The 22,102-nt window shown below is 73.5% G+C and carries 21 protein-coding genes; 7 read left to right on the top strand and 14 right to left on the bottom strand.

Features of this window, described 5'->3' with window-relative positions:
- Nucleotides 1-1,297, bottom strand: a 1,297-nt coding sequence (locus tag AC2CHG_RS09300; protein WP_484524546.1) for a DUF6311 domain-containing protein, incomplete at its 3' end; no start/stop codon positions are given.
- Nucleotides 1,255-3,084 (bottom strand): DUF6311 domain-containing protein, encoded by a 1,830-nt coding sequence (locus tag AC2CHG_RS09295; RefSeq protein ID WP_484524548.1) that lies wholly within the window; start codon nt 3,082-3,084, stop codon nt 1,255-1,257. The genes AC2CHG_RS09295 and AC2CHG_RS09300, both read right to left, overlap by 43 nt.
- 249 nt (nt 3,085-3,333) lie before the next feature.
- Here AC2CHG_RS09295 and AC2CHG_RS09290 point away from each other — a divergent pair, with 249 nt between their 5' ends.
- Nucleotides 3,334-4,524, top strand: coding sequence for a hypothetical protein (locus AC2CHG_RS09290; protein ID WP_262013535.1), 1,191 nt, complete (start codon nt 3,334-3,336; stop codon nt 4,522-4,524).
- A 337-nt stretch (nt 4,525-4,861) separates the two neighbouring features.
- Here the strand turns inward: AC2CHG_RS09290 and AC2CHG_RS09285 are convergent, their stop codons facing one another.
- The 5 genes from AC2CHG_RS09285 to AC2CHG_RS09265 form a co-directional block, all read right to left on the bottom strand.
- The gene (locus AC2CHG_RS09285) at nt 4,862-5,368 is read right to left on the bottom strand and encodes a GNAT family N-acetyltransferase (RefSeq protein ID WP_484524545.1); all 507 of its coding nucleotides are present in this window, start codon (nt 5,366-5,368) and stop codon (nt 4,862-4,864) included.
- A gap of 122 nt (nt 5,369-5,490) precedes the next feature.
- Complete coding sequence (gene dxs / locus AC2CHG_RS09280; protein WP_318333054.1) at nt 5,491-7,434, bottom strand: 1-deoxy-D-xylulose-5-phosphate synthase; 1,944 nt, start codon at nt 7,432-7,434, stop codon at nt 5,491-5,493.
- A gap of 58 nt (nt 7,435-7,492) precedes the next feature.
- On the bottom strand, nt 7,493-8,659 hold the full coding sequence (locus AC2CHG_RS09275; RefSeq protein ID WP_402811458.1) for an anhydro-N-acetylmuramic acid kinase: 1,167 nt from the start codon (nt 8,657-8,659) through the stop codon (nt 7,493-7,495).
- 9 nt (nt 8,660-8,668) lie between these two features.
- On the bottom strand, nt 8,669-9,928 hold the full coding sequence (locus AC2CHG_RS09270) for a class I SAM-dependent RNA methyltransferase (protein ID WP_262013539.1): 1,260 nt from the start codon (nt 9,926-9,928) through the stop codon (nt 8,669-8,671).
- A complete protein-coding gene (locus tag AC2CHG_RS09265; protein WP_484524544.1) occupies nt 9,925-11,985 on the bottom strand; it encodes an APC family permease in 2,061 nt (686 codons plus the stop codon). The genes AC2CHG_RS09270 and AC2CHG_RS09265 overlap by 4 nt, the downstream gene beginning before the upstream one ends.
- 158 nt (nt 11,986-12,143) lie before the next feature.
- Between AC2CHG_RS09265 and AC2CHG_RS09260 the strand changes: the two genes are divergently transcribed.
- Both AC2CHG_RS09260 and AC2CHG_RS09255 read left to right on the top strand, forming a co-directional pair.
- Nucleotides 12,144-12,809: a potassium channel family protein gene (locus AC2CHG_RS09260; protein WP_262013541.1), complete on the top strand. Its 666-nt coding sequence runs from the start codon at nt 12,144-12,146 to the stop codon at nt 12,807-12,809.
- A gap of 3 nt (nt 12,810-12,812) precedes the next feature.
- A complete protein-coding gene (locus AC2CHG_RS09255; RefSeq protein WP_262013542.1) occupies nt 12,813-13,502 on the top strand; it encodes a potassium channel family protein in 690 nt (229 codons plus the stop codon).
- 7 nt (nt 13,503-13,509) lie between these two features.
- Here the strand turns inward: AC2CHG_RS09255 and AC2CHG_RS09250 are convergent, their stop codons facing one another.
- The 4 genes from AC2CHG_RS09250 to dut form a co-directional block, all read right to left on the bottom strand.
- Nucleotides 13,510-14,190: a DUF3159 domain-containing protein gene (locus AC2CHG_RS09250; RefSeq protein WP_194803002.1), complete on the bottom strand. Its 681-nt coding sequence runs from the start codon at nt 14,188-14,190 to the stop codon at nt 13,510-13,512.
- Nucleotides 14,187-14,567, bottom strand: coding sequence for an OB-fold nucleic acid binding domain-containing protein (locus tag AC2CHG_RS09245; protein ID WP_013284795.1), 381 nt, complete (start codon nt 14,565-14,567; stop codon nt 14,187-14,189). Before AC2CHG_RS09245 ends, AC2CHG_RS09250 begins: the two co-directional genes overlap by 4 nt.
- Before the next feature lie 172 nt (nt 14,568-14,739).
- Nucleotides 14,740-15,360, bottom strand: a complete 621-nt coding sequence (locus tag AC2CHG_RS09240; protein ID WP_262013543.1) for a DUF3710 domain-containing protein — start codon at nt 15,358-15,360, stop codon at nt 14,740-14,742.
- 25 nt (nt 15,361-15,385) lie between these two features.
- On the bottom strand, nt 15,386-15,883 hold the full coding sequence (gene dut, locus AC2CHG_RS09235) for a dUTP diphosphatase (RefSeq protein WP_181726802.1): 498 nt from the start codon (nt 15,881-15,883) through the stop codon (nt 15,386-15,388).
- Between the two features lie 85 nt (nt 15,884-15,968).
- Between dut and AC2CHG_RS09230 the strand changes: the two genes are divergently transcribed.
- Nucleotides 15,969-16,460 carry a DUF3093 domain-containing protein gene (locus AC2CHG_RS09230; protein ID WP_128139123.1) on the top strand — a complete coding sequence of 164 codons (492 nt, stop codon included), beginning with the start codon at nt 15,969-15,971 and terminating at the stop codon, nt 16,458-16,460.
- A 41-nt stretch (nt 16,461-16,501) separates the two neighbouring features.
- Here the strand turns inward: AC2CHG_RS09230 and AC2CHG_RS09225 are convergent, their stop codons facing one another.
- The gene (locus AC2CHG_RS09225) at nt 16,502-17,236 is read right to left on the bottom strand and encodes a hypothetical protein (protein ID WP_262013653.1); all 735 of its coding nucleotides are present in this window, start codon (nt 17,234-17,236) and stop codon (nt 16,502-16,504) included.
- Nucleotides 17,237-17,446: 210 nt separating this feature from the next.
- Nucleotides 17,447-17,743 carry a DUF4193 domain-containing protein gene (locus tag AC2CHG_RS09220; protein ID WP_013284790.1) on the bottom strand — a complete coding sequence of 99 codons (297 nt, stop codon included), beginning with the start codon at nt 17,741-17,743 and terminating at the stop codon, nt 17,447-17,449.
- 439 nt (nt 17,744-18,182) lie between these two features.
- Between AC2CHG_RS09220 and AC2CHG_RS09215 the strand changes: the two genes are divergently transcribed.
- On the top strand, nt 18,183-18,698 hold the full coding sequence (locus tag AC2CHG_RS09215) for a LytR C-terminal domain-containing protein (RefSeq protein WP_262013654.1): 516 nt from the start codon (nt 18,183-18,185) through the stop codon (nt 18,696-18,698).
- Between the two features lie 70 nt (nt 18,699-18,768).
- On the opposite strand, the gene AC2CHG_RS09210 is transcribed toward AC2CHG_RS09215, so the two are convergent.
- The gene (locus AC2CHG_RS09210) at nt 18,769-19,590 is read right to left on the bottom strand and encodes an inositol monophosphatase family protein (RefSeq protein WP_262013544.1); all 822 of its coding nucleotides are present in this window, start codon (nt 19,588-19,590) and stop codon (nt 18,769-18,771) included.
- 286 nt (nt 19,591-19,876) lie between these two features.
- Here AC2CHG_RS09210 and AC2CHG_RS09205 point away from each other — a divergent pair, with 286 nt between their 5' ends.
- Both AC2CHG_RS09205 and AC2CHG_RS09200 read left to right on the top strand, forming a co-directional pair.
- A complete protein-coding gene (locus AC2CHG_RS09205) occupies nt 19,877-21,478 on the top strand; it encodes an RNA polymerase sigma factor (protein WP_121684303.1) in 1,602 nt (533 codons plus the stop codon).
- 244 nt (nt 21,479-21,722) lie between these two features.
- Nucleotides 21,723-21,956: a DUF7455 domain-containing protein gene (locus tag AC2CHG_RS09200; RefSeq protein WP_262013545.1), complete on the top strand. Its 234-nt coding sequence runs from the start codon at nt 21,723-21,725 to the stop codon at nt 21,954-21,956.
- Nucleotides 21,957-22,102: the final 146 nt, after the last annotated feature.

Raw genomic sequence — 22,102 nt, 5'->3', positions numbered from 1 at the left:
GCGCGGCGGCGACCGCGCCGGCCCACGGCGCCCAGGTGCGCGCGGCGCCGTGCCGGACCCGGTCCACTGCGAGCGCGAGCAGCACCCCGAGCACCGGTACGCAGACCAGCGCGAACCGCGCCGGCACCACCAGGTCCAGCAGCGGCACGCCGGCGAGCAGGCGGTACGGGCCGGGCAGCCCGGTGTCGTGCCGGTTCACCACCACCGGGGAGCCGAGCGACAGCAGCGCGAACAGCAGGCCGCACGCGGCGAGCGCGCGCACCAGCGGCCGCCGCCACAGCCGCACCACCACGAGGACGGCCAGCAGCGGCAGGAACGGGCCGAAGAACGAGTTCTGCTCGGTCGGGTTCGGCGACAGCAGCCCGGCCCGGTGGGCGTCCCCGGCGACCGTCTGCCGGGCGGTGGCGGCGAACGAGACCACGTCCAGCCGGTAGCCCTCGGTGTGGAACGGCATCCCCCGGTAGTGGCCCGGGCCGGCGAACTGGAACCACAGCGGGTACGCCAGCAGCACGCCCGCCACCAGTGCGCCGACGCCCAGCCGGCGGGCCACCACCGGCGCCAGGCGGCGGGCGGCGGCCCGGTCGGCGAGCGCGTACGCCCCGGCGAACACCCCGGCTGCCAGCGCCAGGAAGACAAGCACCTCCTCGCCGAGGAACACCTGGTACGCGACTGCGAGCCCGAGCAGCACGCCGTCGCGGCGGACCCGGTCGGTGGCCGGGCGGAACACCAGCGCGAGGATCACCGGCACCAGGAACTGGGCGGCCATGTGCAGGTGCGCCCCGGCCTGCGCCACCATGCCCGGGGCGAAGCCGCAGAACAGGCCGCCCACCGCGGCGGCGGACCGGGAGCGGACCAGCCGGCGGGCGAGCAGCGCGTACCAGGCGGTGGCGGTGCCGGCGAGGCTGAGCGTCACGGCGACGAGGAAGGCCGCCTGGGAGCCGAAGACGACTGTGACCGGGGTGAGCGGCACGCCCAGCCCGAGCACCGACGTGTTCGCCATCAGGTTCACCCCGTCCGGGGCGTTCAGCGCGCCGCTGTACAGCGGGTTCTCGCCGCCGGTGACCGCGCGGGCGGCCCGGGCCAGCATCCACTCGAACAGCATCTGGTCGCCGGCCTGGTGGAACAGCCGTTCCGGCCGGCGCCACTGGCCGGTGGTGAGCAGCACGGCCAGGCCGAGGTAGCCGGTCACCACCAGCACGTCGACCGGGCGGGGCCGGCGGCGGCGGGGCGCGGGGGCGGGGACCGCCGGTTCGGTCAGGCGGACCGGCTGGTCAGTTTCCGCACGTCCCACAGCCACACGTCCAGCTCCTGCCGTCCGGGGCCGACCAGCTGCTCCACGGTGCGGCGCAGCGGCTCGGCGTTCTGCTCGTCGCGCGGCAGCACCACCACCGCCGCGTTCCAGTGCCGCAGCTCGTCCAGGTAGCGGCGCCGCTGGCGGTCGTCCAGCTTCGGCATGCGGCCGGTGGACGATACCTCCCGCAGCATCTCGCCGATGCCGCTGGGGCGGCCGCCGAAGCGTCCGGGATCGCCGGTGACGCCGTTGCGCGGCGCGAGGAAGTAGCCGCCGGGGATCTTGAAGTCGAGGTTGGTGCTGGCCGCCCAGCGCATCGGGTCGGTGTTGCCCATCGCGGGCACCGGCACGGACACGAGCGTCTGATCCGGCCCGACGTACTTGCGCCACCGGTCGGCGGTGATGAACTCCGGCACCGGCTCCCGGGTGGTGACCTGCAACGGCATCGGCGCGATCGGCAGCAGCGCGAGGACCAGGCCCGCGGCGGTGAGCCTGCGGGCGGTCCGCCGGTCCACGCCGCGCAGCGCCCAGGCGCGCCGGACCGCGTACGCGAGCAGGATCGCCACCGTCACGCCGGTGATCAGGCCGAAGCGGGTCGGGACCACGGCGTCGAGCAGCGGCAGCCGTACCAGCAGCTCCCACGGGCCGGTGGCGATCTCCCGGTCCCACCAGGAGATCCGCTCGCCGAGGGAGAGCACGGCGAAGAACAGCCCGGTGGCGGCGAGCGCGCGGACGATCACGTCCCGCCGCAGCCACACCACGATGCCGACGACGAGCAGCGACAGGCTCCAGCCGAAGAACGCGTTCTCCTCCGAGTAGTTCGGCGCGAGGTTGACGTTGGCGCGTTCGTTGCCGCCGAACGTGGGCGAGCCGGGGGCGAAGAACGCGGCGATGTCGTTGCCGTAGTCGCGCACCGCGTCGCTGAGCCCGTGGTACGCCATCGGGCCGGCGAACTGCACCCACAGCGGGTACGCCAGCAGCGCCCCGGCCAGCGCCGCGCAGACCGCCAGCCCGGCGCCGAGCGGCCGCCACGCGGTGCTCCACCGCTCCCGCTGCTGCACCACCACGGCGATCAGGAACACGCCCAGCGCGAGCGCGGTGAAGAGCAGGATCTCCTCGTTGATGAACGCCTGCGCGGTGACCAGCAGCGCCAGCAGCACGCCGTCGCGGACCGGCCGGGTCGAGCGGGTCAGCACCAGCACCCGCCACACGATGAACGGCAGCAGGAACTGGCTGATGATGTTCGGGTGCCAGTTGGCGTGCGACAGCATGGCCGGTGAGAAGCCGCAGAACCAGGCCGCCACGGCGGCGGCCGGGCGGTGCCGGATCAGGTGCCGGGACAGCACCCGGTACCAGGCGGCGGCGGTGCCGGCCAGGCCGAGCGTGACCAGCGTGACGAACGAGACCGCCGGTCCGAACAGGAGGGTCACCGGCACCATCGGGATGCCGAGCGCCAGGATGGCGGTGTTCGCCATCAGGTTGACGCCGTCGGGGTAGTTGAACTGCTCGGTGAAGAACGGGAACTCGCCGTGCAGCACCACCCGCACCGAGTGGGCGAGGAAGAACTGCACCTGCGCCGGGTCGCTGCTGTAGAGCGCGGCCACCCGTCCGGCCGGGTCGACCCAGATGCCGCTGGTGACCCAGATCGCGGCGAGCAGGAATCCGCCGTACACGGTGAGGTCGATCCGGCGGCGCGTCCACCGCCACCGGCGCGCGCGCCGTGCGCCCGGCGCCTCCGGCTCGGCCGGCGCTTCGGGCGGGGTGGTGGTCGCCGGCTCCGGCTCGGCGGTGATGGTGACCGATGGTGGGTCCAGGGTGACGGCGCGGTGGCCCGTCGGGGCGGCGGCGTCCGGCGTCGAGGCGCCGCGGGTCTCGGCAGGCGTCACAGTCGGCGGAGTCTACCGGAGCCGGATATTGGTACCCGAATCGCCCGTCACGTTCCGCAGTGGCCGATCGGCCGAAAGGGTGAGCCGGGCGCGGCCGGGTGACCGGTCGTCTCGTACCATGTGGGCTTCCGACCGACGACCGGCGAGGGGATCAGGGTGCTTTCAGCCCGCCGAGGCGCTACGACGGGCATCGCGCTGGCAGCTCTGCTGCTGGTCACGGCCGGTTGCGGACCGGTCGCCGAACGGCGGCCGGCGGACCTGCGGGTCGGCTACGACAGCCTGGACGGCACCCTCGCGGTGTGGCCGCCGCGCGGCAGCCTGGCCCGCGACGCCGAGGCTACCGCCGCGATCACGACAGCGGTACGCGACTGGCGCTCCCCGGTGGACGACCGGGTGCACGTGCCCACGTCCGGCATCCTCTTCTCCGGTCAGGTCGCCGGGTCGGCGCTCGCGCTCGTCGCCGCCGACGTGCCCGGCGAGTCGGCCTCCTGGCTGCTGCAACTCGACCGGGACGGGCAGCGCTGGCGGGTCGTCCACGCCACCGAGTACACCGACCCCGGCTACCTGGTCTACTCCGACGTGCTGCCGGTGCGGGAGCCGTCCGGCCGCCGCTACCTCACCTCGGCCCGCGTCGAACGCCTGACCGGGCCCGACGGCAAGGTGCTCGGCGGCACCGACGGCGTCAGCGACCCGGTCGCCGTACCGGCCTGCCGGGCCGTCGAACTGACCGCGACGCTGCGGGCCACACCGTCGCTGCCGCGCGGCAAGGCCGCGGACCGCGTCCTCGACCTGGGTACGGCCACCGAAGCACCCCGCTACCCCCTGGTACGCGACGAGACGGGCGCCGGCAAGCGCGCGCTGACCGGGCTGGACACCTGTGTGCTCGCCGGTGAGCGGGGCCCGTTCGGCAGTGTGCCGCGCCGCATCGGCGACCGGGAGGCGCCCCGCTCCGCGCCGGAGTCCTGGCCGATGGCGAAGATCGCGACGCGTTCGCTCGGTTCGGTGGCCCTCGGTGACGGGGAGCCGGGCGAGTTGGAGCAGCTCAGCTGGGAGACCCCGGGCGCGACCATGACGGCGGTGGTCTACCGGCCGGCCGACGGCGGCACCCCGGTGGTCTCCCCCGCCGACCGGTCCACCACGCTTCAGGCGTACCACCTGCCGATGCCGGGCCGGCCGCTGGCGGTGCTGTCCTGGCGTACCCGGGACGCCTCGTTCTCCGCACCGCCCGGCACGACGCGCCTGGTGGACCGTCCCGGCCTGGTGGTGGTCGAGCACACCGACGCCAGGCAGACGTTCAGCCTGGCCGGCACCGAGAAAACGTGGTACCGCTCCCTCCCCACCCCCTGACCCGCGTCCCGCCCCGCGCGTTGTCCCGGCCCCGCCTCGCGCGTTGGCCCGCTCCCGTCGATCATGAACTTGACGGCGACAAACCGGACACCCCACACCGCCAACCTCATGATCACCCACCCTGCTCGGTGATCAAGGAGTTTGTGCCATCCGGAGGGCCCTCCACGCACCCGAACTCCTTGGTCAACAGGACGGAGCCAGGCGGGGCGGGGCTGGCTCGGCTCGGCTCGGCTCGGCGATCTTGCAGTTGGGGCCCCGCTGAACAGGGCATAACCGGCAATCTGGGGGCCGGAAGTGCAAGATCGACGAGGTCGGGGCGGGCTGAGGGCTGGGTGGGCTAAAGGCGGGTCAGCCGCATGCCCAGGTAGGGGGTTTGGGCTGGGCCGGGGCGGGAGGTGCCGTCGGGGCGCCAGCCGTGGCGGGTATAGAACGCGCGAGCCCGGGTGTTGCGCTTCCACACCTCCAGCACGCCCAGCGCCAGTCCTTCGTCCTGGAGGTGCCGTACGAACAGCGCGTACAGCGCACTCCCCACGCCTCGTCCCCACATCTCCGGGTCGACGTGGATCTGGTAGAGCTGCGCCGTCGTGCGTGGATCCAGGCCGGACGAGGGCGGCGGTCCCATGGCCAGCACGCCGGCCACTGCACCGTCCACGATGGCGACTCGCACCTGCTTGTGCGCCGAGGTGATCGCCGCCGCCCAGCCCTCCCGCTGCTCCCGGGCCGGCTCCGGGGTGAGGATCTCCCCGACCGGCAGCCCGCCGGCCCCGTAGTAGGCGACCCGCGCCCGGCTGTGCAGCCCGACGATCCCCGAGAGATCCCCCGGCACCGCCTCGCGTATCTCCACGAGGCCCTCCTTCCACGTCAGGCCCCGCGATCTTGCGATTGCGGCCCTCCCTGATCGGGCGAAACCGACATCAGGAGGGCCGCAAGTGCAAGATCGACGAGGCGGGCTGGACGGAGGCAGGCTCAGCTCTGGGCTCGGGCTCCGTTCGTGGCCGGGTCCACCGGGGCGGCGTCCAGGCCGGAGATCCAGCCGGTGACGTCGCGCGCCACGTCCTGCGCGGTCAGCCGCAGGTCGGCCAGGATCTGCGCGCGGCTGCCGTGCGGGTGCCAGTCGGCCGGTACGCCCATGTCCTTGACCGGTACGCGGACGTCGGCGTCGCGCATCGCCTGGGCCAGCGCGGAACCGACGCCACCGATGCGTACGCCGTCCTCCACGGTGACCACGAGCCGGTGCGCGGACGCCAGCTCGACCAGCTCGGCCGGCACCGGGCGCACCCAGCGCGGGTCGACCACAGTCACGCCGTAGCCCTGCTCGGCGACCCGGGCGGCGACCTCCACGCCGAGGCCGGCGAACGAGCCGACCGCTACCAGCAGCACGTCGGTACGCGCCGACTCGGCCAGCACGTCGACCGGGCCGACCCGGCGTACGGCCGGCAGGTCGGCGGCGACGGTGCCGGTCGGGAAGCGCAGGATGGTCGGGCCGTCGTCGACGGCGACCGCCTCGCGCAGCTCCTCGCGCAGCGTGGCCGAGTCGCGGGGCGCGGCGATCCGCAGGCCGGGCACCACACCGAAGACCGACATGTCCCAGATGCCGTAGTGGCTGGGCCCGTCCGGACCGGTGATGCCGGCCCGGTCCAGCACGAACGTGACGGGCAGCTTGTGCATGGCCACGTCCAGCAGGACCTGGTCGAACGCGCGGTTGAGGAACGTGGCGTAGACCGCGACGACCGGGTGCAGCCCGCCCATGGCGAGGCCGGCGGCGGAGGTGGCGGCGTGCTGCTCGGCGATGCCCACGTCGTACACCCGCTCCGGGTACTTGCGGGCGAGCGTGGCGATGCCAGTGGGCTCGGCCATGGCGGCGGTGATGCCGACCACGTCGGGGCGCTCGTCGGCGATCGCGACCAGCTCGTCGGCGAAGACGTTCGTCCACTTCACCGACGGCACGGCGAGCAGCTTGCCGGTCTCGGCGTCGAACGCGCCGGGGCCGTGCAGGCAGTCGGCCTCGTCGTCCTCGGCGGGACGGTAGCCGTAGCCCTTGCGGGTGACCGCGTGCACGATCACCGGGCCGCCGAAGTTCTTCGCGGCGCGCAGTGCCGCCTCGACGGCCGGTACGTCGTGGCCGTCGACCGGGCCGACGTACTTGATGCCGAGGTCCTCGAACATGGCCTGCGGGGCGACCGCGTCCTTGATGCCCTTCTTGACCGCGTGCAGCACCTCGTACATCGGCTTGCCGACGAACGGGGTGTTGCCCAGCGCGTCCTTGACCGTGTCGAGCACCTTCTCGTAGCCGGGGTTGAGCCGCAGCGACGACAGGTGGTCGGCGAGGCCGCCGATGGTCGGCGAGTAGGACCGGCCGTTGTCGTTGACGACGATCACCAGCGGGTTGCCGGCGGTGGCGATGTTGTTCAGCGCCTCCCAGCACATGCCGCCGGTGAGCGCGCCGTCGCCCACCACGGCGACCACTGAGCGCTTCTCGCCGCGCAGCGCGTACGCCTTCGCGAGGCCGTCGGCGTACGACAGGGCGGTGGAGGCGTGCGAGTTCTCGATCAGGTCGTGCTCGCTCTCCGCCTGGCTGGGGTAGCCGGAGAGGCCACCGCGCTGGCGGAGCTTGTCGAAGCCCTCCTGCCGGCCGGTGAGGATCTTGTGCACGTACGCCTGGTGACCGGTGTCGAAGAGGAGCCGGTCACGCGGGGAGTCGAAGACCCGGTGCATCGCCAGGGTCAGCTCGACCACACCGAGGTTGGGGCCGACGTGGCCGCCGGTGCGGGAGACCTTGGCGATCAGGAAGTCACGGATCTCGGCGGCGAGGATGTCCAGCTGCTCGGCGGTCATCCGCTTCACGTCCTGCGGGCCGCGGACGGTGCCCAGCAGCCGACCGTGGTTGGCCGTGCCCTCTTCAACACTCATGACCGGAGAGTCTATCGGCCGCGGAACAGTCCGCAGCCCGGCCGTGCATCGACCCAGGTCAGGCGTCGACCACCAGCCGCCGGGGCGCGGGTGGGCGGGGTGCTGTGGCGGACGGGCCCGCCGGCGTCCAGGAGCCGAGCACGGCGGCCCGGGACGCCCCGGTCACCGAGGGCACCGCGCCTGGCAGCCCGTGCCAGGACAGCCAGCCGAGCAGCGCGAACGCGTACGCCTCCTTGGCCTGGGCCGGTACGCCCAGCTCGTCGGTGGTGCGCAGCCGCCAGCGTCCCGCGCCCAGCGCGGCCAGCCGCGCCCGGAGTGTGGGATTGCGCACTCCCCCGCCGGCGGCCACCACCTCGGTGACCCGGTGCCGGTCGCAGGCGTCGGCCACCGTGCGGGCGGTCAGCTCGGTGAGCGTGGCCAGCACGTCGTCGGCGGCCACCGGCTCGCCCAGCCCGCTCAGCGCGGCGTCCAGGTAGCCGCCGTGGAACAGCTCCTTACCCGTCGACTTGGGCGGCGGCGCGGCGTAGTACGGCTCGGCGAGCAGCCGGGCCAGCAGCGCCTCGTGCACCCGCCCGGCCGCGGCGCGGGCCCCGTCGACGTCGCAGGGCCGGTCCAGGAACCGCCGGGCTGCGGCGTCCAGCAGCGCGTTGGCCGGGCCCACGTCGTACCCGAGGACCGGCGTGCCGGGCGCGACCACGGTGAGGTTCGCGATCCCGCCGAGGTTCAACGCGGCGCGGGGTGCAGCACCAGCGGCCGGGTCGAGCAGCAGCGCGTCGAACGCCGGGACCAGCGGCGCGCCCTGGCCGCCGGCGGCGACGTCCGCCGAGCGCAGGTCGTGCAGCACCGGTATGCCCACCCGGGCGGCCACCCGGGCCGGCGCGCCGAGCTGGAGCGTGCCGCGCACCCGGCCGTCCTCGACCCAGTGGAAGACCGTCTGCCCGGGCGACACGACCGCGTCGGCGGTGCCCCCGGCCAGCTCGACGCCGGCCGCGGCCGCCTCGGCGAACACCTCGCCGAGCCGGTTGTCCAGCCGGCAGACCGCCTCGATCGTGGTGGCCGCCGGGGGCAGCAGCGCGCCGATCTCGGCCCGCAGGTCGTCCGGGTACGCCAGTTCCCGGTGCCCGAGCGGCCGCAGCCGCAGCGTGTCGCCGTCGGCGGTGAACTCGGCGGCCACCACGTCCACCCCGTCGTAGGACGTGCCCGACATCAGCCCGACGATCTTCATCGGGTCAGGCTAGCCAGGCAGGAACAGGCCCACCAGCTCCACGTGCTGGGTCATCGGGAACAGGTCGAAGCCGCGCAGCGCGGCCAGCCGCCAGCCCGCCTCGGTGAACGTGCGCACGTCCCGGGCGAACGCGGCCGGGTCGCAGGCCACGTAGGCGACAGCGCGCGGCCCGGCGCCCGCCACCGCACGCACCACCGGCGCGCCCGCGCCGGAGCGCGGCGGGTCGAGCACCACCAGGTCGACCGGTCCGGTGATCCGGCGCCGGGACAGCGCCGCCTCCACCCGCGCGGCGACCACCTCGACGGCGCGCAGGTCGGCCAGGTTCTGCCGGGCCGCGGCCACCCCGTCCGGCGCCGACTCGACGAGCGTCACCCGGGCCCCGTCGACCCGTTCGGCGAGCGCGGCGGCGAACAGGCCGGCCCCGCCGTACAGGTCCCAGGCCGTCTCGCCCGGCTGCGGGTCGAGCAGGTCGAGGACCGCGCCGGTCAGCGCGTCCGCCGCGGCCGGGTGCACCTGCCAGAACCCGGAGGCGGGCAGCGTGAAGGACCGCCCGGCCGCCGTCTCCCGGACCCGCTCCGGCCCGCTCACCGCCGTCGGAACCCCATCGGTGTACGCGACCACGGCGACGTCCCCGCCGGTGCTGGCGACCGTCTCCACCGCGTCGGCGTCGGGCCAGCGGGCACCGGTGGGCGGGAGCACCGGCAGGTCCTGGATCGCCGGGTGCGCGATCAGGCACCTGTCGATCGGCACGACCTCGTGCGAGCGGTGCTTGAGCAGCCCGGCCCGCCCGGCCGCGTCGACCGCGTAGCGGACCCGGGAGCGCCAGCCCAGCGGCCCGCCGGGCAGCGCCTCGACGTGGACGCCGAGCGCGTCGATCTGCTCCGCGGTGAGGCCGCCCAGCCGGGTGAGCTGCTCGCGCACCACGGAGAGCTTCCAGTCGAGCTGGGCGGCCGGGGCGACGTGCTGGAGGTCGCAGCCGCCGCACCGGCCCGGCCGGGCGTACGGGCACGGCGGGGTGACCCGGTCCGGCGAGGCGTCCAGGATCTCCACCGCGTCGGCGCGGGCGAAGCCCCGGTGCAGCTCGGTCACCTCGGCGATCACCCGCTCGCCGGGCAGCGCGTGCCGGACGAAGACCACCTGGCCGCCGACGCGGGCCACGCAGTGCCCGCCCGGCGCGACCGCGTCGACTGTCAGCTCGACCCGCTCGGCCTCCTCCAGCCCGGGCCGCTGCGCCGCCGGCACAGGAACGGGACGCTCGTCGGCGCTCACGACCGCTCCTCCCGTTCGGCAGAGGGCGCGGACGGCGTGGACGCCACCGGCGGCGGCAGCGTGCTCTGCGGCGCCACCCGGGGGCCACGCGCCGGTCCCCGGCTCAGCGTGGCGTCCAGCCGGTCCAGGTTCTTGCTGGCGGTGGACGCGAGCTGCCACGGCACGCTGGTCACCATCACGCCCGGCTCGAACAGCAGCCGCCCCTTGAGCCGCAGCGCGCTCTGGTTGTGCAGAAGGTTCTCCCACCAGCGGCCCACCACGTACTCGGGGATGAAGACGGTGACCACGTCGCGCGGCGACTCCCGGCGCACCGACGCGACGAAGTTGAGGATCGGGCGGGTGATCTCCCGGTACGGGGAGTCGATCACGGTGAGCGGCACCGGCAGCTCGCGGCGCTCCCAGTCGGCCTGGAGATCGCGGGTGTCCTGCTCGTCCACGTTCACGGTGACGGCGGTGAGCGTGTCCGGCCGGGTGGCCCGGGCGTACGCGACGGCCCGCAGCGTCGGCTTGTGCAGCTTGCTGACCAGCACGATGGCGTGGTTGCGGGCGGGCAGGACGCCGCGCTGCTCGGTCGGTTCCAGTTCCTCGGCGATCCGGTCGTAGTGGCGGCGGATGCCGAGCATCACCACGTACATCACGGCCATCGCGACGATCGCGATCCACGCCCCGAGCAGGAACTTCGTGGCCAGCACGATGATCAGCACGACGCCGGTCATGACCATGCCGAACGTGTTGATCGCCCGGGAGCGGATCATCCGCCGGCGCGCCTCCGGGTCGCGCTCGCGGCGCAGGTGCCGGTTCCAGTGCCGGATCATGCCGGCCTGAGAGAGCGTGAACGAGACGAACACCCCGACGATGTAGAGCTGGATGAGCTTCGTCACCTCGGCCTGGAAACCGACGATCAGCACGATCGCGAAGACGGCCAGGAAGAGGATGCCGTTGGAGAACGCCAGCCGGTCGCCGCGGGTGTGCAGCTGGCGGGGCAGGTAGCGGTCCTGCGCGAGGATCGAGCCGAGCACCGGGAAGCCGTTGAAGGCGGTGTTGGCGGCCAGGAACAGGATCAGCGCGGTCATCCCGGCGACCACGTAGAGCAGCACCGAGCCGCCGCCGAACACGGTCTCGCCGAGCTGGGTGGTGACCGTCTTCTGCACGTACCCGTCCGGGCCGGAGACGATCTGCCTGCCCGGGTCCTCGACGAACTGCAGGCCGGTGAGGCGGGCCAGCCAGATGATGCCGACCAGCATCGCCACCGCGATGCCGCCGAGCAGCAGCAGCGTGGTCGCCGCGTTCTTCGACTTCGGGCTCTTGAACGCCGGTACGCCGTTGGAGATCGCCTCCACGCCGGTGAGCGCGGCGCAGCCGGAGGAGAACGTGCGCAGCAGCAGGAACACCAGCGCGAACCCGGTGACGCTGTGCTCGGCCTGGATCTCCAGGCCGGCGCTCGGCGCACGCAGGTCGTCGCCGAGCACGAAGATGCGGACCAGCCCGGTCAGCAGCATGCCGCCGATCACGATCACGAAGCCGTACGTGGGGACGGCGAAGGCGGTGCCGGACTCGCGCAGGCCGCGCAGGTTGATCGCGGTGAGCAGCACCACCGCGCTGACCGCGATGAGCACCTTGTGGGTCGCCACGAACGGCACCACCGAGCCGAGGTTCGCCACGCCGGAGGAGACCGAGACGGCGACCGTGAGCACGTAGTCGACGAGCAGCGCGCTCGCCACCGCCAGGCCGGCCTTGGGACCGAGGTTGACCGTCGCCACCTCGTAGTCGCCGCCGCCGGAGGGGTAGGCGTGCACGTTCTGCCGGTAGCTCGCCACCACGGTCAGCATGACCACGACGACCGCGAGCGCCACCCATGGCGAGAAGAAGAACGCCGAGGCTCCGGCGATGGACAGCGTCAGGAGGATCTCGTCCGGGGCGTACGCCACGCTGGAGAGCGCATCCGAGGCGAAGACCGGCAGCGCGATGCGCTTCGGCAGCAGGGTGTGCTGGAGGCGGTCGGACCGGAACGGTCGACCGAGGAGGAGTCGCTTCAGCAGCGAGGTGGGTCGGGCCACAACCGCCAAGCGTACGACCAACGGGTCCGGGGCGCGGGGGTGGTCGATCTCCCCCGCGTGCGGCCGCGCGGTACGGTTCGGTCCCCCGTCCCGTGGGGGGACGTGGCAGGCTCGCAGGCGACGGGTCGGCGGGCGGCGCCGTGGGAGGAGCGGACACCGTGCATGTGGTGATCATGGGCTGCGGCCGGGTCGGATCGACCCTGGCCCACAGCCTGGAGTCGCGTGGGCACTCGGTGGCGGTGATCGACCAGGACGCGGACGCGTTCCGCCGTCTCGGGCCGGACTTCGCCGGCATCACGGTCACCGGTGCGGGCTTCGACGGCGAGGTGCTGCGCCAGGCCGGCATCGAGCGGGCCGACGCGTTCGCGGCGGTGTCCAGCGGCGACAACTCCAACATCATCTCGGCTCGGCTGGCGCGGGAGACGTTCGGCGTGTCCCGGGTCGCGGCCCGCATCTACGACCAGCGCCGCGCCCAGGTCTACGAGCGGCTCGGCATCCCGACCGTGGCGACCGTCCGGTGGACCGCCGACCGGATGCTGCGCCACCTGGTCCCCGAGGGCAACGTGGAGATCTTCCGCGACCCGACGAGCACCGTCTCGATCATCGAGGTGCCGGTGCACAAGGAATGGATCGGCCGGCCGCTGCGGCAGCTGGAGCAGGCCGTCGGCGCCCGGGTGGCCTACCTGAACCGGTTCGGGATCGGCACCCTGCCCACCGCCTCCACGGTGATCCAGGAGGGCGATCAGGTCTACATGCTGGTGACCGACGACATCAACGGCCCGGTCACGTCGGTGGCGGCGGCGCCGCCGGAAGGGGGGCACTGAGCCATGCGGATCGCCATCGCCGGCGCCGGCAACGTGGGCCGCTCGATCGCCCAGGAGCTGATCGACAACGGCCACCAGGTGATGCTGATCGAGCGGCAGCCGAAGATGCTGCGGCCCGACCGGGTGCCGGCCGCCGACTGGGTGCTCGCCGACGCGTGCGAGCTGGCCAGCCTGGAGGAGGCCGACGTGGCCGGGTGCGACGTGGTCGTGGCCGCCACCGGCGACGACAAGGTCAACCTGGTGGTGTCGCTGCTGGCCAAGACCGAGTTCGCGGTGCCCCGCGTGGTCGCCCGGGTCAACCGGGCGGAGAACGAGTGGCTGTTCACCGAGCAGTGGGGCGTGGACGTCGCGGTGAGCAAGCCGCGGGTGATGGCGGCGCTGGTCGAGGAGGCGGTCACCGTCGGCGACCTGGTCCGGCTGATGACGTTCCGTCAGGGCGAGGCGAACCTGGTCGAGATCACGCTGCCGCCGACAGCGCCCTACGTGGGGCAGCCGATCCACGCGGTGCCGATCCCCCGGGACGCGGCGCTGGTGGCGATCGTGCGCGGCAAGCGGGTGCTGGTGCCCACCCCGGACGACCCGATCGAGGCCGGCGACGAGCTGGTGTTCGTCTGCACCGCGGCGGTGGAGGACGACGTGCGCGCGGTGATCCTCGGCCCGGCCAGCGCGGACCGGCACCGCGACCGCGCCTGAGGCGGGGTCAGGAGCCGGGTAGCGGGGTGGGTGCGGTCTCCCGGGTGACCCGGCGCACCACCCACACCGTGATCAGCAGCAGCAGCGCGTACGGCGGGTAGCCCAGGGCGAGCCGGGCCACGCCGAGCGCGGTGTCCTGGTGTGCCAGGTAGAGCCCGGCCTGTACGCCGACCTTGGCCAGCCACACCACGCCCCAGAGCACGGTGAGCTGGGTGAAGGTGCGGACCAGCTTGGGGTCGTCGCGCCACTCGGAGCGGCCCTTGGCGACCAGCACCGACCAGATCCAGCCGACCAGCGGCTGCCGGATCGCGGCCGACAGCAGCAGCGCCAGGCCGTACCCGATGCCGTAGAGAATGCCCGGCAGGTAGAAGTCGCGCTCGTCGCCGGTGCGCAGCGCCAGCAGCGCGCCGATGCCGACGCCGAACAGCCCGTTGACGGCGTGCCGCACCGGCTTGCGCTGGGCCAGCCGCAGCCCGGCGATCAGCAGCGCCACCGCCACCGAGGCGTACACGGCGGGGCGCAGCTCGCCGATCACGTTGGCGATCACGAAGACCACCACCGGGATGCTCGACTCGACCAGCCCGCGCCATCCGCCGAGCTGGTCGGCCATCTGCTCGGCGAGGCTGGGCAGCCGCTCCTCGTCCTGCGGGCCGAGGCCCGACGGGGTGTGCTGCTGTCCGGTCGTCACTTCGGCGACTCCAGCTCGTAGTACGGGTTGTAGATCACCTTGCGGTCGTCACGCACCGCCACCCGGCCGCGCGCGGTCAGGTGCCGGCCCGGCTCGATCCCGGCGATGTGCCGGCGGCCCAGCCAGACCAGCGTCACCACGTCGTTGCCGTCGTAGAGGTCGGCCTCCAGCGTGGGCAGGTTCGTGCGGGGCGTGTAGACGACGGTACGCAGCCTTCCGGCCACCGACACCACCTGACCCCTGTTGCACTGGTGGGCGGGCGTGCCGCCGGACTCGGCGCTCTCCCGGCGCAGCTCCTGCGCCTCGATCTCGGCCTCGCTCGCGGTGAGCCGGTGCAGGAGCCGCCGCAGCGACCCCCGGCTCTCGTCGGTCGTCATGACCTCCGCGTCACCCTCTCCACAGCGGGGCCCCGCGGGCGGCGGAACCGTCCCGCCAGCGTACGCCGGTGTGGCCCGCCGGCGGGAGCGGCGTGTCGCGCGTAGCGCCGCCGGCGAACCGGACACGGCGCGGGCCGGGCGCGGAGCGGCGCCGGGCCCGGGCACGTGTGGCTCAGACCTCCTGCTGGTCGGCGGCCTGCTGCTCGGCGACCTCGCGGGGCAGCCGCAGCGGCAGCGGCTCGCGCACCGGCTTGGCCTCCTGGCCGCGGTCGACGACCAGGCCGTCCAGGCAGGCCGCGAGCGGGCCGGCGGCGGCCGGGTCGGTGGCGGCCGCGCCCTGGAAGACGCCGCGCACCATCCAGCGCGGGCCGTCGATGCCGACGAACCGCAGGTCGGTCGGCCCGTCCGGGGTAACCACGCGGGCGCGCAGCTCGGGCCCGTGCTCGCCCTCGACCTCCCGGGCGGTCGCGCCGTCGTTCACGAGCGACTGGCGGATCTCCTCGCGCACCTCGTCCCAGATGCCCTCGGACCGGGGCGCGGCGAAGACGCCGAGCTGGAGCGCGTTCTGCCCGTGCACGAGCACGACCTGCTGGATCACGCCCTGCGGGTCGGCCTGGACCCGCACCTCGACGTCCGGCACCGCCGGGATCTGCAGGCTGCCCAGGTCGAGGCGAGGCGCGTCCGGCGCCTCGCTGACGTCGTACGGGCCGCGGTCCGGCGCCGACGGGGTCTCCTCGGCGTCGAGGACCCCATTGTCACGCGCCTCGTCGGCCCGCTTCCGGGAGAAGATCACTGCGCCCACCCTCCGCTGTTCACACTCACCCTGCCACCTCTTCGCTCTGCCCGCCGGACGGCGCCGGGACCAGCCCGGCGTGCCCGCCGGTGGATCCGTGCCCGCCGGTGCCACGCCGGGACCCGGGCAGCTCGGCCACCGGCCGGAACTCGGCCCGGGCGACCCGCTGGACCACGAGCTGCGCGATGCGGTCACCCCGGCTGATCCTGGCCGGTGTGTCCCGGTCGTGGTTGATCAGGTTGACCAGGATCTCACCCCGGTAGCCGGCGTCGACCGTACCGGGCGCGTTGAGCACCGTCACGCCGAGTCTGGCCGCGAGTCCGGATCTGGGGTGCACCAGCCCGACGTAGCCGTCCGGCAGCGCCACCGCCACGCCGGTGGGGACCAGGGCCCGGCCGCCGGGGGGCAGCTCGACGTCCGCGGCGGCCACCAGGTCCGCCCCGGCGTCGCCGGGATGGGCGTACGCCGGCAGTGGCAGCTCCGGGTCGAGCAGCCGCACGGGCACGGGTACGACGTCTGTCACGGTCATCCTCTTCCGTCCGGTCCTGCGGGGTGCCCCTGCCATCCTGCCGGTTGCCGGGCCGCCCGCGCGCCGTACCCTCGTCTGTGTGCGTCAGTCGTCATCTCCGGCCGCCCCGACGGCCACCGCCGCGCCGTACGCGGAGCGCCTCGGGCTGCCCTGGTGGGCCTGGCCGGCCGGGCTGGCCGCGGCCGTCCTGCTCGCGGTCGAGCTGTGGATGGGCGCGACCGGGGCACGCGCCTGGCTGCCGTTCGTCCTGCTGATCCCCGCCGCCGTGGCCGGCCTGTGGTGGCTGGGCCGGATCCGGGTCGAGGTGCGTGACGGCGAGCTGCGGGTGGACGACGCCCACCTGCCGGTGCGGTACGTCGCGGACGTGGTGCCGCTGGACGCGGCCGGCCGGCGCGAGGTGCTCGGTGTCGGCTCCGACCCGCTGGCCTTCGTGGTGCAGCGGCCGTGGATCGGCGGCGCGGTGCAGGTGGTGCTGGACGACCCGGCCGACCCGACCCCGTTCTGGGTGGTCAGCACCCGGCATCCGGTCCAGCTGGCGACCGCCCTGCTGGCCGCCCGCGACGCGGCCTGACGGCCCGGCCCGGCGCTGCCGCCGAGGCTCGGCGCAGCCGGTCAGGACGGCTTGTCCGGGAGGGCCCGCGCGGTACGCCGCAGGTCCTTGCGCAGCTGCTCGCCGAGCGCGCGGGTGGCCCGGCGGTTGAGGTAGCCGGCCACGGCGGCGCCGGTCAGGAACGGCCCGAGCGTGGTGAGGTTGCGCCCGAAGCGACGCATCAGGCTGTCGCGTAGTTCGCGGCGGGCGGCGGTGCCGAGCACCGCGCTGACCCCGACACCGGGCATCATCGGGTTGATCCCCCGCTGGGTGGCCCAGGACTGCACGAGCGCCACGGCACGGCCGGTGCCGCCGGCCGGCAGCGCCACCCGGTGGACCTCGTGCAGCTCGCCGATCAGCTTCAGCTCGATCGCCACCACGGCCACCGTCTCGGCGGCCAGCAGCACGGGTGCGGAGAGCAGGGTGGGCGTCACCGCCCACTCGACGGCGGCGACCCCGCCGCCCGCGGCGCCGACCCCGGCGGTGGCGCGGGACGCGTTGCGGACCAGCCGGTCGGCGAGCGCCTCGTCGTCCAGGCCGGGGAAGTGCCGCCGCAGCGTGGCGAGGTCACGGATCGGCACGTGCGGTGCGACCTCGGCGACCGTGTCGGTCATCCAGCGCACCGCGGCACGGGGCTTGAACAGGTCGCTGATCCCGCGGGCGCGGGCCTGCCCGACCAGCCGGGTGAGCAGTTGCCGCCGGCGGGCGGGCGCGATGTCGTCGGCGGTCAGGGCGGCGACGGTGGCGCCCAGCTCCACGGTGTCCGGGCTGTCCGGGCCGGGTACCTCCGGGCCGGGCGTGTCCGGGCCGGCTTGTTCGCTGCGCTCGCTCACCCGTCCGCCCTCCTGCTCCGCGCGGCGTGGCAGCCGCCCGTACGAGTCAAGCAGCTCCCGGCCACGCGCGCACGGCGGCGGCTCGAACAGCGGCGGCCCCGTCGAGGAGGCCGCCGCTGGTGTCCCCGGTCGGGATCAGACGCACTCGCGGCAGATCAGGTCGCCGTTGCGCTCGACCGCCAGCTGGCTGCGGTGGTGGACCAGGAAGCAGCGGGCGCACCGGAACTCGTCCTGCTGCATCGGGAGGACCTTGACCGTGAGCTCCTCGTCGGCCAGATCGGCGCCGGGCAGCTCGAAGCTCTCGGCCACCTCGGCCTCGTCGACGTCCACGGCGCCCGACTGTGAGTCGACCCGCCGGGCCTTGAGCTCTTCCAGGCTGTCCTCGCCGAGGTCGACCTCGTCGCGACGCGGGGCGTCGTAGTCGGTGGCCATCGGTTTCACTCTCCAATATCGATATTGTCGCTGCCGGTTGTAACGCCGGACGACGCCGTTTCGGTTCCCCTGACCGGCCACCATCTCTGTCGGGCACCCGACCCGACGAGCGGTGGGCCGGGCCCGCCGGTGCGAAATGCCCCCGGTGAGCGCGGAACCTTACCCCCCCTGTGGGCGAGGCATGTATACCGCCCTTGCGGGAGAGATGTACGCCTCTGCGCCCGAAGTTGTTCCCAATGTGACTCAGGCGACACGAAGATAGGGGTAGTCCTACCGGTTCACCGCCCGGCGCGCCGGTATGTCGGACTGTTTCCACGCCTGAGCCGGACAAGCGTTAACCTCAGCGGCGTACTGGACGGCCGACCGGTCGCGGCCCGACCGCGTCGCCCGCCACCACCCAATCACTGTCCGGGGAGCGCCCAGGATGAGTTTTGCGCGAGTGCGAGCACTCGTTGTCGTCGGACTGCTGGCGGCTGTCGCCCTGGTCGTCGTGGTCGTCGCCGTGCTGAAGGACAGTCAGGGCACAGCCGGTACGGCGGCCGCCTGCCCGGACGGCTGGCCGCTGGTCGACCTGCGGCTGCGGGAGCAGAAGGACGTCAAGATCAACGTCTACAACGCCACCGACGAGGCCGGCCGGGCCGGCAGCGTCGCGGACGACTTCCGCAACCGCAAGTTCCAGGTCAAGAAGGTCGGCAACGAGAAGAAGGCGTTCGACGGCGTGGCCGAGCTCCGGTTCGGGCCCAAGGCCGTGGGCTCGGCACACCTGCTGCGGGCGTACTTCCTCAACGAGGCCAACCAGGCTTTCGACGCGAACCGCAAGGACGACGTGGTCGACGTGGTACTGGGCAACCAGTTCCAGCAGCTCGCCACCACCACCGAGGTCAACCAGTCGCTCGGCGACCTGGGCGCGCCGCAGGCGCCGCCCGAGACCTGCCCGATGCCGATCGAGAAGTAGCCGACGGCGGCCCGGCGACGCGGGGCGGTCTCCCTCCGGGGAGGCCGCCCCGTCGCGTGTCCGGCGCCGGTCACGGCCCGCCGGAGGCGTCCAGGTCGGCCAGCCGGTCGTGCAGCGGCCCGTGCAGCGCCGGCGGCGCGGCGAGCACCATGTCCGGTCCGGCCGGGCGGCCGGTCAGGCCGGTCACCAGCAGCCCGGCCTCCCGGGCGACCAGCCCGCCGGCGGCCAGGTCCCAGTCGGCCAGCCCCTTCTCGTAGTACGCGTCCACCCGCCCCTCGGCGGCCAGGCAGAGATCGAGCGCGGCGGCGCCCATCCGGCGGATGTCCCGGATGTGCGGGATCAGCTCGGTCACCACCCGCGCCTGGTGCGCCCGGCGGCCGGCGTCGTAGCCGAACCCGGTGGCGACGAGCGCCTGCCCGAGGTCGGTCGCGGTGGAACCCTGCAGCCGCTGCCCGTCGCGCCACGCGCCGCCGCCGAGCGTCGCGGTCCACTCCTCGCCGGTGACGACGTTGCGGACCACCCCGGCGACCACCTCACCGGCCACCTCGGCGGCCAGCGAGACGGCGCAGTAGGGCAGCCCGTACAGGTAGTTCACGGTTCCGTCGATCGGATCGAGGATCCAGCGCACGCCGTCGTCGCCGGCCGGGCCGGTCTCCCCCGCGCCGTACTCCTCGCCCAGCACCGCGTCGCCGGGCCGCCGCTGCCGCAGCGCGGCGACCACCTGCCGCTCCACCGCCCGGTCGGCGGCCGTGACCACGTCGGTCACCGTGCTCTTGGTCGCGGCCACCGAGACACCCTCGACCCGCATCCGGTACGCGGTGGCGGCTGCCTCCCGGGCCACGTCGACAGCGATCGTGAGCAACTCCCGCGCCGTGGGCGTCGAGGTGATCATGTTTCTCCCCTTCCCGCACGATCGGGACCGGCCGTCTCGCGCGCGGGTATCATCCTTACAAAGTCCACATCTGCGCCGAATCTGCGGTCCCGGACCGCGGGTCCGCCGTGCGGCGCGGGATGATCGCGGCAGACGGCGTTACAATTCACCCTGCCCACGCGCCACGGACCGCCAGCGACCGGACGGGCCGGGACACGGGGGTCCTCAACGACTCGCCCGGCGCGGCCGTCCCATGCTGCGCCGGACGACCCGGCCGTGCTCGCTCTTTCGCCTCCGGAAGGTCTTCGTGACAGATCCCCGCCAGACCGGCGCCGACGTTCGCTCGCTCACCGACACCCTGATCGCCCACGCGCAGAGCGCCGGCGGCCAGCTCACGTCGGCCCAGCTCGCGCGCACCGTCGAGTCCGCTGAGGTGACCCCGGCCCAGGCCAAGAAGATCCTCCGCGCACTCTCCGAGGCGGGCGTGACGGTGGTGGTGGACGGCTCGGCGAGCACCCGCCGCCGCGTCGCCGCCGCCCGGTCCGCCACCCCGGCCTCCCGCGCGACCACCGCCAAGACCACCAAGAAGGCCGCCGCGCCCGCCCCGAAGCAGGCTCCGGCCGCCGACGAGTCGCCCGCCCCGGCCCCTCGGAAGGCGACCGCGCGCAAGGCCACCACCGCCGACGTGGCCAAGGCCGCGGCCCCGGCGAAGGCCACCAAGGCGACCCGCGCCACCAAGGCCACGGTGGCGGCGAAGACCGCCGCGGCCAAGCCGGCCAAGGCCGGTGGCAAGGCCGAGGGCCCCGACGGTGAGATCGACCCGGAGGAGCTGGCCGCCGAGATCGAGGACGTGGTGGTCGAGGAGCCGGCCGAGCTGACCCAGGCCGCCGAGGCCGACGCGGCCAGCTCCGCCACCGACAACGACTTCGAGTGGGACGACGAGGAGTCCGAGGCGCTCAAGCAGGCGCGCCGGGACGCCGAGCTGACCGCCTCCGCCGACTCCGTGCGGGCGTACCTGAAGCAGATCGGCAAGGTGCCGCTGCTCAACGCCGAGCAGGAGGTCGAGCTGGCCAAGCGGATCGAGGCCGGCCTCTACGCCGCCGAGCGGCTGCGCGCCGCCGACGAGGGCGAGGAGAAGCTGGTCCGCGACCTCCAGCGCGACCTGATGTGGATCTCTCGGGACGGCGAGCGCGCCAAGAACCACCTGCTGGAGGCCAACCTCCGCCTGGTGGTCTCGCTGGCCAAGCGCTACACCGGCCGCGGCATGGCCTTCCTCGACCTCATCCAGGAAGGCAACCTCGGCCTCATCCGCGCCGTCGAGAAGTTCGACTACACCAAGGGCTACAAGTTCTCCACCTACGCCACCTGGTGGATCCGCCAGGCCATCACCCGCGCCATGGCCGACCAGGCCCGCACCATCCGCATCCCGGTGCACATGGTCGAGGTGATCAACAAGCTCGGCCGCATCCAGCGCGAGCTGCTCCAGGACCTGGGCCGCGAGCCCACCCCGGAGGAGCTGGCCAAGGAGATGGACATCACACCGGAGAAGGTGCTGGAGATCCAGCAGTACGCCCGGGAGCCCATCTCGCTCGACCAGACCATCGGCGACGAGGGTGACAGCCAGCTCGGCGACTTCATCGAGGACTCCGAGGCGGTCGTCGCCGTCGACGCGGTGTCGTTCTCGCTGCTGCAGGACCAGCTCCAGCAGGTCCTGCAGACGCTGTCCGAGCGTGAGGCGGGCGTGGTGCGCCTGCGTTTCGGCCTCACCGACGGCCAGCCACGCACTCTGGACGAGATCGGCCAGGTGTACGGCGTGACCCGGGAACGCATCCGGCAGATCGAATCCAAGACCATGTCCAAGTTGCGGCACCCCTCGCGTTCCCAGGTGCTCCGCGACTACCTGGACTGACCGCGCACGTCAACAAATCGTGCCGGTTTGATCACCAACCGTAGAACACTCTTTAGTGATCGTTCGGTTGCCTGTTTGTGATCGTTGACGTGGCACCCTTGGTGCACGGCACACTGTCCTCCACGCCAGGTGTGACCTCGGTCCCCCGCGGGCACACAGGGAAGGCAGGGCCCGAGATGGGTGTTGCACGATAGGTGAGCAACCGAAGAGAGTGTTCATCGGTGACGACCAGAGGAGGAAGGCGATGACCCCGACCCTCACGCCGCCGCCCGAGACGGTGAGCCCCCCGGCCGCCGATGAACGGTGCGACCGCTGCAATGCTGCCGGCAAGCTCCGGATCACTCTGGCGGGTGGGAGCGAGCTGGTGTTCTGTGGGCACCACGCGAACAAGTACGCGGAGGATCTGATCAAGATCACCGTGCGCTACGCGTCGGACCCGGAGTTCAGCTGGCGAGGCGCCGATCTCATGGCGAACTGAGGTCCGACAAGAAGTCCACAACCCGACATGACCGGCCGGAGGCACCCGCAAGGGGAGCCTCCGGCCGGTTTTTCGTGCGGGTGCCGCCTGATGCCGCGCGGTGCCGCCCGGTGCTAAGGAGGGGCCCCTGCTCTACCGGAGGCGTT

It is taken from the genome of Micromonospora sp. ATLC20 (genome assembly GCF_057196585.1).
Note: the sequence above shows the minus strand (reverse complement) of the source record. Positions and strands in the feature narration are given on the sequence as shown.

Excerpts from the sequence above, each read along its gene's own strand:
- dxs (WP_318333054.1), bottom strand. The coding sequence starts at position 7,434 with ATGAGTGTTGAAGAGGGCACGGCCAACCACGGTCGGCTGCTGGGCACC.
- AC2CHG_RS09275 (WP_402811458.1), bottom strand. The coding sequence starts at position 8,659 with ATGAAGATCGTCGGGCTGATGTCGGGCACGTCCTACGACGGGGTGGAC.
- AC2CHG_RS09255 (WP_262013542.1), top strand. The coding sequence starts at position 12,813 with ATGCGGATCGCCATCGCCGGCGCCGGCAACGTGGGCCGCTCGATCGCC.
- AC2CHG_RS09245 (WP_013284795.1), bottom strand. The coding sequence starts at position 14,567 with ATGACGACCGACGAGAGCCGGGGGTCGCTGCGGCGGCTCCTGCACCGG.
- AC2CHG_RS09220 (WP_013284790.1), bottom strand. The coding sequence starts at position 17,743 with ATGGCCACCGACTACGACGCCCCGCGTCGCGACGAGGTCGACCTCGGC.
- AC2CHG_RS09210 (WP_262013544.1), bottom strand. The coding sequence starts at position 19,590 with ATGATCACCTCGACGCCCACGGCGCGGGAGTTGCTCACGATCGCTGTC.
- AC2CHG_RS09200 (WP_262013545.1), top strand. The coding sequence starts at position 21,723 with ATGACCCCGACCCTCACGCCGCCGCCCGAGACGGTGAGCCCCCCGGCC.